Below are 13,823 nucleotides of genomic sequence, written 5' to 3' on the forward strand. Positions count from 1 at the left end.
GAAAAATATAGTGCCACGTTAAGTTTTTTTAGCGTGGCACTATATGCATAATTTTTTTGTTTATATAAAAATTATTTTTTCTACTGGCGATAGTAGGAGAGGAAGTTAGAGAGTTTGCCCATTGCGTCACGAAGCGTTTGCAAGCGCGGCAAGTAGACTACGCGGAAGTAGCCCGGAGTCTGCCAATTAAAGCCTTTGCCGTGCACAATCAGCAACTTCTGATTGCGTAGCAAATCAAGAGCAAACTGTTCATCGTCGTGAATGTTGTATCGACTTGGATCGAGCTTTACAAACATGTAGAAAGCAGCGTCTGGTCGCTCAACGCTTACGCCATCCATCTCTTGAAGCGCGTTATAGCAATACTCGCGCTGCTCATACACGCGTCCGCCTGGTTCCAAATACTTTTCAACGCTCTGGTATCCGCCCAAAGCAGTCTGAATAATTGACTGCGCAGGAACGTTAGAGCACAAGCGCATATTAGACAGCATGTTAAGTCCCATAATGTAGTCGCGAGCCTTGGATTTATCTCCCGAAAGACTCATCCAACCAATACGGAAGCCAGCAATCATATGCGACTTAGAAAGTCCGCTAAAAGTTACGCAGAACACGTCTGGAGCAAGAGAAGCAATCGAAATATGTTTCTTGCCGTCCATAACAAGACGGTCGTAAATCTCGTCTGCAAAAATAATCAAATTAAACTCGCGCGCAATCTTAACAATCTCTTCCAAAACTTCGCGACTATACAGCACACCCGTAGGATTATTTGGGTTAATAATCACGATTGCTTTAGTGCGAGGCGTGATTTTAGAGTGAATATCGGCAATATCTGGGTACCAATGCGACTTTTCGTCACACATGTAGTGCACAGGAGTGCCGCCGGCCAGGCTCGCGCACGCAGTCCACAGAGGATAGTCCGGGCTTGGGATAAGAATCTCGTCGCCGCAATCAAGCAGCGCTTGCATAGAAAGATTAATCAGCTCGGAAACTCCGTTTCCAGTGTAAATATCTTCCATTTGCACGCCTGGAATGCCCTTAAGCTGATCGTATTGCATAATCGCCTTGCGAGCGGAGAAAAGTCCACGACTATCCGAGTAGCCTTCGCAGTCAATAAGCTGCTGTTGCATGTCGTAAATCACTTCGTCTGGAGCGCGGAATCCGAAAGGCGCAGGATTTCCAATGTTGAGCTTTAGAATATGCGTTCCGTTCGCTTCCATGCGGTTTGCTTCTTCAACAACTGGGCCGCGAACGTCATAAAGCACGTGCTCGAGTTTGGTTGATTTGTTGAAGGTTCTATGTTTGAGTGTTTGGGAAAGTTCAGCTTCTGTAAGCTGTGGCTGATTTAATTGTGGTTCTTCTGCAGACTGGCAGTTTTGCTCGATTTTTGCACAAGAATGACCGCCTTTGATTCCGTCGCTGCTGATTCCAAGAATTTCAGCTAGCATGTTACGTACGTCTTTGCGAGGCTCGGTTTTGCCGCTTAAATACTGGCTTAACTGGCTTTTGCCAAGCTTATGACCGTTTTTTGCTGCAAGCTCGATTACGTCAATCTGCTTGTACCCCTTACGCTTCATAGCTTTTTTAAGCTCATCAGCAAAATTCTGTGCCATAATCTGTCTTTCTTGTAAAATCGGCATTTATAAATTGAACAAGTTTATAGCAAAGTTCAAAATATAAGTATTAAATTGAACTATTTATATTTTTAGTGATGATTTTACGCGCAAATTTGTATTTTGCAAAGTAAAAATTGAATTTATTTTGAATTTATATTGAACTTTTGAACAAGTTCCTCTTTATTTTTAAATTATTTTGCATTTCAATAGATTTTATATTAGTTGCCATGTTTCGATAAGCTGAAAAATAAGGTAAATAAATAGAGGAAGTTATAATAGTATGCCAGTTTTTGAGCTAATTCTGTACATCATGGCGGTTGTAGTGCTGTCATCATTCTTGGAACGTTTTATACCGAGAGTTTCAGTGCCGCTTGTGCAGATAACCATGGGTGTTATAGCTTCAGAACTGCCTTTCTTCCCAAACGTTACTCTCGATCCAGAGCTTTTTATGATCGTAATTGTTGCGCCTTTAATTTATTTTGAATCGCGTGAGATAAATAAGTTAGCGTTATTGTCTTCATTTAAATACTCAGCAACTCTTGCTGTTGGTTTAGTACTGGCAACTATGGTCGCAGTTGCTGTGCTTTTACCTGCAATATGGTCATTTATACCGATTGCCGCTGCAGCTGTGTTAGGGGCAGCTTTGGGACCGACTGACGCTGTGGCAGTAAGTGCGTTAAGTCATGAAGTATCGCTTACTGACAAACAATTTAGCGTACTACAGGGTGAATCACTGTTTAATGATGCGTCCGGAATCGTAGGCTTCCAGTTTGCAGTTCTTGTTGCTGCGTCTGGTGTTTTCGATATCACGCCAGCACTAAGCAGTTTTGCATCAAAATTCTTTGGTGGAATTGCAATTGGCGTATTTGTAGGATTAGCTGCAAACTGGCTTTTTGAAAAGATTAGATCTTTAGGTTGGGAAACTACAAAAACAAGAATATTAATGGAACTATTTTTGCCGTTCCTGCTCTACATGGGTGCTGAAGGTGTTGGCGCTTCTGGAATGCTAGCGTTAGTTACCGCAGGAGTACTAGCAAGATTTGATCGTTCTGGAGTAGGTCCGAATGTTTCGCGCACTAATATTGTTGCCAATAGCGTGTGGAGTGTTCTTTCGTTTGGGCTGAATGGTGCAGTTTTTGTTCTTCTTGGCATTGCTTTGCCAAAAGTTGTAAGTTCAAGTTGGAATGATTATGGTGTTAATAACCTGTTGCTTGTGGCTATTATTGCTGTAACGTTGCTTGCGGTTGTTGGCATGAGGTTCTTATGGATGGTCACCATGGTTCGCATCGCAAGATCTTCTCAATTCCAATTAACAGGCGGATTAAAATCTGCTGTAATTATGACTTTAGGTGGAGCAAAAGGAACCTTAACTTTAGCGTTAATGTTCACATTACCGGTGAAGTTTCCACTTAGGAATGAACTTATTTTTATATCGGGAGTAGTGATCGTGGTTACGCTACTTATGGCGAACTTCTTGTTACCCATGATTTCTCCCAAAAAGAACGATACTGAACTTGAGGAAGTTACTCCTATTGCCATTGAAGTGCTTAGACGTACGGTTGAAGAATTAACCTCTAGTATTACTAACGAAAATCGTCGTGCAGTATTGTCTGTTGTTGACTCTTATACCGAACGAATTGAACGTTTAAAGCAAAATATTGGGCATAGAGACTCCAAAGAATATTTGGATTTGCGCATTGAAACTCTTAACTGGGAAAAAGATTATATTAAGCAGCGTTTGCGTAAGCTGAAGCAAGCTTGTTCTTTATCGAAACAGGAATTGCTGGAGGTTGAAGCTTGTGAGCGTCTGTTGGATCAAATTATGAATTCTTTACGTCACATTCACACTGATAGGCAGTTGGGAACCCTCATGTGGCATGTTCGCGGAAGGTTAAGAGCATTACAGCGTCGTATTGGAACAGTCATAATGCGAGTAAGTAATATGATTCGCAGAACAGCTCCACTCTTACAAGAAGACGTTATTTTTGTGCATATTCGTCAGTTGCATATTGAAGTTATTCAGCACGTTATTGAACGACTATATAATGTCATGAGCAATCAGGAATACGCAGCTGAGTACTGTTCTGCACTTTTGCGCGAGTACAGGAGTGTTGAACGATTGTTGCGTTCTAGACCTAATGTGAGCTTGAGCGTGCGTTTAATCGAAAATATTGAAGAAGTAAAGCGTGAAAGTTACGCAATAGAGTTACGTATAATTCATGACATGTACGAAGATGGGGATATTACGCGAATGCAAGAGCGGCAATTGCGCAATAACGTGTACGTTATGAACGTTGATGCTAACGTGGATATGTAATTATTGGACGTATCATAAACTGTTAAGCGGTTTGCTACCATAAAAGCTATGTATTTCTTTACTCCGAGACGCTGCGAATCTACCCAAAAAATCATGTACAAGAATAAAGGGCAGGCTCTTATGGCAGCGGAGCAAAGTTTGCGAGAGCGTGGAACACAGTTATGGGTTTATGCTTGTGAATATTGTGGTTGCTGGCATTTGACACATAAAAACCCGGTAAATCGCATGTATTCCGATATGCGCTCGCCATCCGCAAGCACGAAGCCTAAATCTAGAAAGCGCGGGTACAAGCCAAGACGGCGTTAAGTTAAAACGGCACTAAATTAAAACGGTGTTAAATCTTATGCGACATTAAAACCTTGCCTTGCAACCTGCTCAACATCTTCTGCTTCGTGTTTTTTGGCAATATCGTCTGCTGCTATAGCAAGAATTTGCGCGCTGAAAGCGTCAACCGGTCTGCTAGTATTTCGCAAATCGTAATATTGATGCACGCGATTGTCGAAATCGGCAAGATTCTCTAGTAATTCAGCATCGTCAGCAGGGTAAGTGTTTTCAAAAATCTGCATGCTAGTACTCATGCGCGGCTTTAATTCCGGATTTTGTGCAGGCTTACCAATTGCCAAGCCGAGCACGGGATACGTGTATTCAGGCAAATTCAAAATATCAATAAGCTGAGTTCTACTGTTCAAAATTGAACCGAGGATTACGCAACCAAGACCCAAAGATTCCGCGGCAGTTTCCATGGTGTGAAGTGCCAAAATGACGTCGTTTTGAGCTTGAGTAAAGCGGTAACGAGTTTTAAGCATAAATTCGTCGCTGCCTGTATCGATGCCATTTTTTTGTGCAATTGCAGCGTTTCTGTGCTGGTCAATAATAAAAACGTACAACAGCGGAGCTGTAGCAATATATGTTTGATTGCCAATTTCGGAAAGCTTCTGCTTAATTGAGCTATTCGTAATTTTAATCGCTGACCAGTCGTTCAAAAACTGGCTGCAAGCAGCGCGTTGAGCCACGGTTTCAAGAGTCGCGACTGTATCTTCGTCAATTGCTTCGTTGCAAAAAGCGCGAATAGATCGGCGGTTCAGTAGAGTATCAATAGTTTCGTTGTGACGTAAGTTTTGCACGTTATTCTTATTCCTTACTTTCCTTATTCTTCGATTATTTCTGCATTTAGTTTCATTTGTTCAAAATTAGAATTTATTTTTTCGAAACTGTCGCTTTCTTTGCCTTCGCGCAACATAAGACAAGGTTCCGTGACTTACTAAGCGACCAACAAGCGTAGTAAGAATCGCAGAAAATACTGCAAACCCAAGAGACATTAGCAATGGTTCTTCTTGCTTAACACGTTGCTTTTGTGTGATTTTTTCTTTAGAAAGATTGTTAGGACGATTATTAGAGTTTAAATTGATTTTTCTAGTATCAACATGTTTTTCCCATATTAAGTGCGCAATCTGCCCAGCTATAAACGTTGCAAAAGACGGAAGTGCGGCTTTAAGCAACGAATCTCCTAAAGTATTTGGATTTTTTAATCGGCGCTCGCGAAGCGCATCAATCTTACGATTCGCTGCATTCAGTCGTTGTACGGTAGCTTGAGTCGCACGATGGTTTCGTTGAGTTTTAGTATTAGCCGATGATAATTGCGTCATATTTTCTATGTTAGTGGTAACGAAATACCAATTTTGGCGGTACCATGGAACAGTAATCTTGATTTGCGGCAAAGTGGCTGCAAGTTAAGAAATGCTTACGTAAAGCAATCGTGCTGCTAGGCGTCCAGTGCGATGTGTGTACATGGCGCTGGTGAGGAATGTGAAGACTATGCAAAATAACGGCACTAAAGAATCCTCTCAGAAAGAATGCTCGAAGCAGGGTTGCTTGGTGTTACTTCGTCACGGTCAAACCGCTTGGAGTGTGTCTGGTCAGCATACTGGGCGCACGGATTTGCCTCTTACTGAAGTTGGTGTTGAGCAAGCAAAAGAGGCTGGTGCTAGATTGCAGTGTGTGTTCACAAAAGGTTTTGATGAGGATTGTGTGCTTGTAAGCCCGCTTCGTCGCGCGCAGCAAACAGCTCAGTTTGCTGGATTTGCTTCGTATACAATTTGTGATAGCGCGCTGGAGTGGGATTATGGTGCTGCTGAGGGTCGCACGCGCGCTGATATTTCTAAACTAAGTGGAGTTGAGGCGTGGGATGTGTGGAAACATGGTCCTAAAGTTCTTCCTTCTCACATGGTTAGTGATGCTAAAGAAGTGCTTCCTAGTGGAGAGACAGTGGATGTGCACAGGACTTCTGGAGAAAGCTTGCAAGAGGTTTCGGATCGTACTCAAAAGATTATTGATATGGCAATGCCTAAATTGAGATTAGGTAAGGACGTGCTTGTTGTTGCGCATGCTCATGTGTTGCGTATTCTTACTGCGCGCTGGCTTGGAGTAAACCCAGATTTTGCGCGACTTCTTCGTATGGATACCGCGCATTATTCTGTGTTGGGCACGTATAAAGGCGACAATGTAATTGTGCATTGGAATTGTTGAAATACGGTTTAAAATTTCAGATATTTCCATATATTTTAGTGCGATTTGCGCAAATTTTTTGCAAAGATATTTATATATTTGAGTCTTGCGTTTGCTGTAATATTAGTTCACTACGGTGATTTAAATAGTATTCAATAGCAGTAATTAGTTAGTTCGTAAGAGATTAGCAGTATATGGAAAGGTTCGATGATGAGTCGTTCGGTTAAGTCGATTATTGCGCTAGTGGTTTGCGCTGTTTTGGCGGCTTGTGCGTTTACTGCTTTTGGTTTTTCTCAGTCTTTTGGCGCAAATGCCGATAGGTCTGCTAATGGGAAGGTTATTTTCTTCAACTTGAAGCCTGAAGCTACTGCTATGTGGGAAGAAGTTGCTAAAGAATACACAAAACAGACTGGTGTTACAGTAAGCATAGTTACGCCAACTGGCGGTCAGTATGAAAAGAGACTTAAAACCGAAGTTGAGAAATATAAAGATAATCCAGATAGCATGCCTACGTTATTCCAGATTAACGGTCCCGTTGGCTATGCTAACTGGAAGGATTACACTGCTGATTTAACTAATTCCCCTCTTTATACGCAACTTAGCAATAAAAATCTTGCTTTTATGGATAACGGTAAGCCGGTTGCTGTGCCATATGTTACTGAAAATTACGGCTTGATTTACAACAAGGCTTTGCTTGCTAGGTATGCGGATCTTAAAGATGCAAAGTTGCAGCCAGAAGAAAACGGCAAATCTTTTGAAGATCAAATAACTAATTTCGCTGCGTTGAAGGCTGTTGCAGACGATTTGCAAAAGCGCAAGGATGAGCTTGGTATTGACGGTGCTTTTGCGTCCGCAGGTTTTGATTTAAGCTCCGACTGGCGTTTTAAGACGCATCTTGCAAATATGCCTTTGTATTATCAATTCGTTAAGAATAACGTTAATGGTCAGCCTCAGTCAATTAATTACGACTATGTTGATAATTTCAGGAAGATTTTTGACCTTTATATTTCTGATTCCACAACTCCTGTAAGCCAGTTAAGTGCTAAAACTGGCGAGGATGCTGTTTATGAGTTTGCTCTTGGTAAAGCTGTGTTCTACCAGAATGGTACTTGGGCTTGGGGTGATCTTTCAAAAGCTGGCATAAAGCCTGACGATGTTGGCATGCTACCAATTTATATTGGTGCTAAGGGCGAAGAGAAACAAGGCATGGCTACCGGTTCGGAAAATTATTGGTGCATTAATAAAAAGGCTTCAAGGCGGAATCAGGAAGCAACTAATGCCTTCCTTAATTGGTTACTTACTACAAATTATGGTAAGGATGCTTTAGCTAATAAAATGGGCTTTGCTGCTCCTTTCAAAGGTTTCCCTAAAGCAGAAAATCCTCTAGTTCAGGCTGCTGTTGATTACACTGCTAAGCCTGGCAAATTGCCTGTTAAGTGGGTGTTTGTTACTATGCCATCTAACGGTTGGAAAGACGATGTTGGCTCTGATTTGCTTACATACGCTCAAGCAACAAAAGACGGTATGACTTCTATTGGCGCTAATAAGGCATGGGCTACTCTTAAATCCGCGTTTGTTGATGGCTGGGCTAAGGAATATAAGATTGCTCATGGGCAGAGTTAGTTTAATTAAATAATTTGTTTTGAACTATAATCCTCAAGGGGTTGCACAATCGTTTGCTAAATTGTTGTGCAATCCCTTTAATTATTGCCAAAAATACGTGCTAATTTTATCGAATATATTAGTGGGTGGTGTTTTTATAATGACACGCGTCAATTTACTTATGCTATCGTTTGCAATATTGCAGCAGTTGAGGCATAATAAATATTGTCGATAAGGACACCTAGAGGTGTGGCAGTCCAATGACGGGATTGTCGGCATAGGAGAAAGGTTCGATGATGAATCGTACAATTAAATCAACAATTGCACTGGTAGCTTGCTCGGCAATGGCTTTTGGCGCGCTTGCAGCTTGCGGATCCTCCTCAAGTGACAGCTCTGCTAAAGGTAAGGTTTACTTCTTGAACTTTAAGCCAGAAGCTGCAGATCAGTGGAAGGAAGTAGCTAAGGCATACACCAAGAAAACAGGTGTTGAAGTTAAGGTTCAAACTGCTGCTTCCGGAACTTATGAGCAGTCTTTGAAGAGTGAAATCAGCAAGGGTAATGAAGCTCCTACACTCTTCCAGATCAACGGTCCAGTTGGTTACGCAAGCTGGAAGGATTACACTGCTGATTTGAAGGATACTGAGCTTTATAGCCAACTTCAGAACAAGGATATTGCTTTGAAGGATGGAGATAAGGTTGTTGGTATTCCATATGCAATGGAAACCTACGGCTTGATTTACAACAAGGCTTTGCTTAAGAAGTACACCGAGCTTAAGGATGCTAAGGTAAAGTCTGCTGAAGAAATCAACTCCTTCGATAAGTTGAAGGCTGTTGCAGATGATATTCAAAAGCACAAGTCAGATCTTGGCGTTGAAGGCGCCTTTACTTCTGCTGGTTTTGATTCCAGCTCTGATTGGCGTTTTAAGACCCACCTTGCAAATCTTCCTTTGTACTATGAGTTCAAGGAAGATCATGTTACCAAGCAGCCTGCAAAGGTAAAGGGTAGCTTCCTTGACGGTTATAAGAAGATTTTCGATCTTTACATTACTGATTCCACTACACCAGCAACAAAGATTGGTTCCAAGACTGGTGAAGATGCTAATGCTGAGTTCTCCCAGGGTAAAGCTGTGTTCTACCAGAATGGTACTTGGGCTTGGGGTGACCTCTCCAAGGCTGGTATGAAGGCTGAAGACCTTGGTATGCTTCCAATTTATATTGGTGCTAAGGGCGAAGAGAAGCAAGGCTTGGCAACTGGTTCTGAGAACTATTGGTGCATCAACGAGAAGACGTCTGACGCTAACAAGAAGGCAACTAAGGACTTCTTGAAGTGGTTGCTTACTTCCGATGCTGGTAAGGATGCTTTGTCTAAGAAGATGGGCTTCACTACTCCATTCAAGAGCTTCGCAGATATCAAGTCTGACAACCCATTGACTCAGGCAGCTGTTGAAGATGCTAAGTCTGGTAAGACTCCAGTAAGCTGGAACTTCACCGTAATGCCATCTGATAACTGGAAGAACGACCTCGGCTCTGCTTTGCTTGAGTACGCTCAGGGCACTGGCAAGTGGGATAAGGTTAAGACAGCGTTTGTGGATGGTTGGGCTAAAGAATATTCTCAAGCTCACGAAGATGACTAATAAACAAACAGACGTTACACCTGCTGACGTAAGCAAGCAAAGGTGACGTAAGAAAATCCGCTAGGATACTGGCACATCACAGTGCTAAGTCCTAGCGGATTTTGTTATTTCGATATTTTGTTATTTCGATATTTTCTAGAAAACTATAAAAGGTCTATTCTTTTAATAATGCAGCTGTGCTTGAACGCACAATAAGTTGCGCTGGAACAATGCGATACTGATCTTCAACTTTCTCTGCGTTTATAAGCGCAAGCGTGATATTTGCCGCAGTAGAAGCAATATCAACTGGATCCTGTCTAATAGTAGTTAAGCCAGTTTCATGCGCGTAAAAACTATCGTCAAAACCAATAATTGACACATCTTTTGGAGTAGAATACCCGCTGCGTGCAAGCTGAAACATAAGCGGTATTGCAATACCATCTTCTTGGCATGCAATTGCTGTTGGCATAATTGAACTTCCAAGAAGCATAGAAACTATGGCACTTATGCGATCAGAATTAGCAGGTGCCACAATTTCTGTAGGTGTGATCCCGCTATTTTGGCATTCATCAATAAAAGAATGGTAACGTTGCAATACGCTGAAATGTAGTGAAACGTCACGAGTTGTGCGCACATATGCAATATTGCGATGCCCTAAACCGATTAAGTGGCGTGCCATAAGTCTTGCACCTTGGTCATCGTCAATATTGATAGTCGCGTCAAAATCGCATTTTTGTGGATATAAGCAGTTTATGCCAACAATTGGCACGCCTGTTGATTTAAGTTGTGCGATTTCGTTGGTATTTACGTCAAAGGAGCACACAACAACGGCGTCAGCATTACGTCTAGTTGGGAGCATTGTGAAAAATTCACTACGCTCTTTACTGCTGGAAATCTGAAAAATAGACAAATCATATCCAGCTGTGTGGAATACTTGATTCAATCCTTGAATAATAGATGCAGAAAACCATAGACGAATTTGATCGCTAATCAATAAAGCGATGCGCAAGGTTTTACCAGATTTTAGTGCTGCTGCAGATTTCGAAATAGAAAAATTCAATTGTTCGGCAATGGCCAATACTTTATTGCGAGTGGATGCAGATACTAAGTTCGGTCGTGTAAATGAACGCGACACAGTAGAAACTGACACATGAGCTTTATTCGCTACATCTTGAATATTTGCCGACATGTGAACTCCTTTATTCGCGTATAACAAACGTGTAGCACAGCCTTGTGTTTAATTGTTTAGTGCGAACTTTTATAGTTCGAAACAAACAAACGTTTGCAGACATTTCTATTCTAGCAAATTTTGCTGGAATGCCAACGATAATAAGCAATTTTTTTAAAACTAAATTCTGATATTTGTTTGAAGTGACATATCGAAAATGACAACGTTTGACATAGCTAATTCATGTAGTAGAATGAAGTTATTGGTTCGGGACAGCGATGTCTACGTGGATGTCGCGCTCAAGGAGGAGAAAGTGACGAGTCATGATTAGTATGAGCGGAAAAGCAATACGTAAATGGTGGTGGTTATTTGCGCTGCCAACGTTTGCTGCGTTTATTGTTGGCTTCTTAGTGCCATTTATTATGGGTGTGTACTTGAGCTTTAGAAAATTCACTACTGTGACTGATGGTAAGTTTGTGGGTTTTCGTAACTACTATAGAGCTTTAAAAGATCCGCATCTTGTTTATTCGTTTTTGTTCACAACGCTTTTTGCAGTTATTACAACAATAATTATTAATGTTATTGCTTTTGCAATTGCGTACATGCTTACTAAGAAGTTCAAGGGCACGACGATATTCAGAGCCGTGTTCTTTATGCCAAATCTTATTGGCGGTATCGTTTTAAGCTATATTTGGCAGCTCTTGTTAAATGGTATACTCGGCTACTTCAATCGTACGATTACGTTCTCTGAAGTATTCGGTTTCTGGGGTCTTGTGATTGTTGTTTGCTGGCAGCAAATTGGCTATATGATGATTATTTATATCGCAGGAATGCAGGCTCTTCCAGGAGATGTTATGGAAGCAGCTGCTGTCGATGGTGCAAGCCCAAGGCAGACTTTATTCAAGATTACTATTCCATTGATGATGCCTTCTATTACTGTTTGCACATTCTTAACAATTACCAACGGCTTCAAGCTTTTCGATCAGAACTTCGCATTAACTAACGGTGGTCCGTCAAGGAAAACAGAGATGTTAGCTCTTAATATTTATAGAACTTTCACTACTCCAAGATGTGAAGGCGTTGGCCAGGCTCAGGCAGTCATGTTCTTCATTGTTGTGGCTGTTATTGCTATGGTTCAGAATATACTCACTAGGTCAAAGGAGGTAGCGGCATGAACGAGAAAACAAAGCATCCTGCGTTATGGACGGTGCTGTTCACTCTTATAAGCTTGTTATGGATTTTTCCTATAGCTTTAGTAGTGCTGAATTCTTTCAAGTCTAAGGTTGATATTGCCAGCAATCCTTTTACTTTTAGTTCAAAATCGTTTGTTGGAATGTCTAACTACGTATTAGGCTCAAATCGTACTGATTTTCCGATGAGTTTCCTCTGGACCATTGTTGTAACTGTTGGTTCTGTGATTCTCATTCTTCTGTGCACGTCAATGTGTGCATGGTGGATTGTTCGTGTGAACAATTGGGCAGCAAAACTTCTATACGTTTTGTTCCTGTTTAACATGATTGTGCCATTCCAGATGGTTATGTACACCCTTGCTTACATTACGAACGCTTTGAAGTTGAATACTCCATGGGGATTGTGGATTATTTACTTAGGCTTTGGTGCAGGACTTGCAGTGTTTATTTTCACTGGTGTGATTAAGGGTATTCCGCAAGAACTCGAAGAGTCTGCAATGATTGATGGTGCTTCTGTGCCACGTATATTCTTCCAGATTATTGTGCCGATTATGCGACCTGCTATTATTTCGGTTTCAATCTTGCAGGCAATGTGGATTTGGAATGACTTCCTGCTTCCATTCTTGACGCTCGATCTCAACAAGTATAAGACTATTTCTATAGCTGTTCAGTATTTGAAGGGCGGCTATGGATCTGTCGAGATGGGCGCAATGATGGGCTGCTTGGTTATGGCAATTGTTCCAATCATAATCTTCTACCTCATCTGCCAGAAGTACATTATTAAAGGTGTTATGTCTGGTGCAGTAAAGGGATAAATTAATTCTCCTCCAAAATTCAAGTGGCAGTGAAAGCGGCGGTGTGTGCATACTATTACGTTTGTGCACACCGTCATTATTTTTAATAGTTACGTTAGTTTGTAATTAGGTGGTAGAGTTCGTTATTAGAGTATCTATAGATAGTAAAGCATAGGAATTGCGTCATAAAACCAGGAGATAGTATAGAATGATTTTCTCGTTTGGAAGCCCAGATTCAAAGTTTGCGCAAAGCATGGAAACATTTGCTGATGCCGTGTGGCTTACAATATTGATGATTTTAACAAGCTTTCCTTTAATTACTATCGGCGCTTCTCTTTGTGCTGGTCATGATGCTGCAAGACGTACAGAGCAAGGTGAAGGACATATTACTGCAGCTTATTTTCGCGCGTTTGCTAGCAATTTTTTGGAATCTACTATTATTTGGGCTGTAATGGGACCAGTTTTGCTTGCTATTATTTGGCTATGGCTTTGCGTGTGGTTTACTCCACTTTTAATTATTAAATTTATTCTGAGCATATTGTGGGTTATTGTTGCCGAATGGGTGTTTGCATTACAAGCGCGTTTTAAAAATTCAATTGATAAAACAGTGGCTAATTCTCTTATTTTTGGTATTTCGTATTGGAAAGAAACTCTTATAATGACACTGCTAGATATAGTGTTTATTGTGTTAATATTTGCATCAATCGTATATTTGCCGCAGGGTTTGCCTTTGTTGGTATTCATTGGTTGGGGATCGCTTATTATGCTGCATACTCCGATTTTAGAGCGTGTATTTGCAAAGTATATTAAGAAGTAATTTCTGCGTTATGGCGTGACGACCTGCTTGAGCGCAGCATTGTGCGCGCGAAAGCAACTCGGAGTGCCGAGCTTGCTTAGGGTTGAAAGCACGGTGTGCTTTCAACGCAAGCGAGGCCTGCCTTCGTCAATAAAGACGAAGGCAGGGCAGGTTTGTGTGGCTGTGCTTTAGAAATTAGGTTGTGACTGGTGTGCGCTGATGACCTGC

12 protein-coding genes are annotated in these 13,823 nt (G+C 41.4%); 8 read left to right on the top strand and 4 right to left on the bottom strand.

Annotation, left to right across the window (positions count from 1 at the left end):
- Positions 1-80 precede the first annotated feature (80 nt).
- On the bottom strand, positions 81-1,607 hold the full coding sequence (locus tag HXT40_RS00905; protein ID WP_421777257.1) for an aminotransferase class I/II-fold pyridoxal phosphate-dependent enzyme: 1,527 nt from the start codon (positions 1,605-1,607) through the stop codon (positions 81-83).
- A 283-nt stretch (positions 1,608-1,890) separates the two neighbouring features.
- On the opposite strand from HXT40_RS00905, the gene HXT40_RS00910 reads away from it, so the two are divergent.
- Positions 1,891-3,927, top strand: coding sequence for a cation:proton antiporter (locus HXT40_RS00910; RefSeq protein ID WP_421777258.1), 2,037 nt, complete (start codon positions 1,891-1,893; stop codon positions 3,925-3,927).
- A 48-nt stretch (positions 3,928-3,975) separates the two neighbouring features.
- The gene (locus HXT40_RS00915; RefSeq protein WP_076003106.1) at positions 3,976-4,233 is read left to right on the top strand and encodes a hypothetical protein; all 258 of its coding nucleotides are present in this window, start codon (positions 3,976-3,978) and stop codon (positions 4,231-4,233) included.
- A 35-nt stretch (positions 4,234-4,268) separates the two neighbouring features.
- Here the strand turns inward: HXT40_RS00915 and HXT40_RS00920 are convergent, their stop codons facing one another.
- On the bottom strand, positions 4,269-5,051 hold the full coding sequence (locus HXT40_RS00920; protein WP_004108178.1) for a nitroreductase family protein: 783 nt from the start codon (positions 5,049-5,051) through the stop codon (positions 4,269-4,271).
- Positions 5,052-5,117: 66 nt separating this feature from the next.
- Positions 5,118-5,573 (bottom strand): DUF4235 domain-containing protein, encoded by a 456-nt coding sequence (locus HXT40_RS00925; protein ID WP_004108175.1) that lies wholly within the window; start codon positions 5,571-5,573, stop codon positions 5,118-5,120.
- Positions 5,574-5,742: 169 nt separating this feature from the next.
- Here HXT40_RS00925 and HXT40_RS00930 point away from each other — a divergent pair, with 169 nt between their 5' ends.
- The 3 genes from HXT40_RS00930 to HXT40_RS00940 all read left to right on the top strand — a co-directional run bounded on the left by HXT40_RS00930 (position 5,743) and on the right by HXT40_RS00940 (position 9,668).
- Positions 5,743-6,453 carry a histidine phosphatase family protein gene (locus tag HXT40_RS00930; RefSeq protein WP_421777328.1) on the top strand — a complete coding sequence of 237 codons (711 nt, stop codon included), beginning with the start codon at positions 5,743-5,745 and terminating at the stop codon, positions 6,451-6,453.
- A gap of 186 nt (positions 6,454-6,639) precedes the next feature.
- The gene (locus HXT40_RS00935) at positions 6,640-8,055 is read left to right on the top strand and encodes an ABC transporter substrate-binding protein (protein WP_102703479.1); all 1,416 of its coding nucleotides are present in this window, start codon (positions 6,640-6,642) and stop codon (positions 8,053-8,055) included.
- A gap of 272 nt (positions 8,056-8,327) precedes the next feature.
- Positions 8,328-9,668 carry an ABC transporter substrate-binding protein gene (locus tag HXT40_RS00940; RefSeq protein WP_004108164.1) on the top strand — a complete coding sequence of 447 codons (1,341 nt, stop codon included), beginning with the start codon at positions 8,328-8,330 and terminating at the stop codon, positions 9,666-9,668.
- Positions 9,669-9,822: 154 nt separating this feature from the next.
- Here HXT40_RS00940 and HXT40_RS00945 read toward each other — a convergent pair whose 3' ends face one another.
- Positions 9,823-10,836 (bottom strand): LacI family DNA-binding transcriptional regulator, encoded by a 1,014-nt coding sequence (locus HXT40_RS00945; RefSeq protein ID WP_033888411.1) that lies wholly within the window; start codon positions 10,834-10,836, stop codon positions 9,823-9,825.
- Between the two features lie 302 nt (positions 10,837-11,138).
- On the opposite strand from HXT40_RS00945, the gene HXT40_RS00950 reads away from it, so the two are divergent.
- The 3 genes from HXT40_RS00950 (at position 11,139) to HXT40_RS00960 (ending at position 13,616) form a co-directional block, all read left to right on the top strand.
- Complete coding sequence (locus tag HXT40_RS00950; protein ID WP_248893559.1) at positions 11,139-11,990, top strand: carbohydrate ABC transporter permease; 852 nt, start codon at positions 11,139-11,141, stop codon at positions 11,988-11,990.
- A complete protein-coding gene (locus HXT40_RS00955; RefSeq protein ID WP_076003104.1) occupies positions 11,987-12,820 on the top strand; it encodes a carbohydrate ABC transporter permease in 834 nt (277 codons plus the stop codon). Before HXT40_RS00950 ends, HXT40_RS00955 begins: the two co-directional genes overlap by 4 nt.
- A gap of 187 nt (positions 12,821-13,007) precedes the next feature.
- On the top strand, positions 13,008-13,616 hold the full coding sequence (locus HXT40_RS00960) for a hypothetical protein (protein ID WP_004108152.1): 609 nt from the start codon (positions 13,008-13,010) through the stop codon (positions 13,614-13,616).
- Positions 13,617-13,823: the final 207 nt, after the last annotated feature.

The organism is Gardnerella sp. DNF01180P (assembly GCF_049244205.1).
GTDB classification, from domain to species: Bacteria; Actinomycetota; Actinomycetes; order Actinomycetales; family Bifidobacteriaceae; genus Bifidobacterium; species Bifidobacterium swidsinskii.